The sequence below is a fragment of the Zoogloea sp. LCSB751 genome, from assembly GCF_002028455.1.
GTDB lineage: Bacteria > Pseudomonadota > Gammaproteobacteria > Burkholderiales > Rhodocyclaceae > Zoogloea.
The window spans coordinates 1-263 of record NZ_MWUM01000282.1; the positions used below are offsets into that span (position 1 = coordinate 1).

The 263-nt window shown below is 39.9% G+C and carries 1 protein-coding gene; it reads left to right on the forward strand.

The window, feature by feature from the left end; translation table 11 throughout:
• Window positions 1-263, forward strand: a 263-nt coding sequence (locus B4920_RS26645) for a hypothetical protein (RefSeq protein WP_216820075.1), incomplete at both ends; no start/stop codon positions are given.

The window sequence follows — 263 nt, forward strand, 5'->3', positions numbered from 1 at the left end:
ATGTTACTCAACATTTTGTTTGGCATCCCTCCAGTACTGACCTTCTTAACCGGTCTGTCCATCATGTTCCTGATTGGTCATACAACGCGCAGCGATAAAGAAGAAATCAAGATCCTTGAATATATCCGCCAAGTTGAATATGACACTTTGTTATTCTTCTTAGGGATTTTATTGCTAGTTGGCATGCTTAAAGAAATCGGCACCTTAGATATGCTGACCGAGGCCTATGCCCTATTTAATCCAAATATCTCAAACTTTGTCAC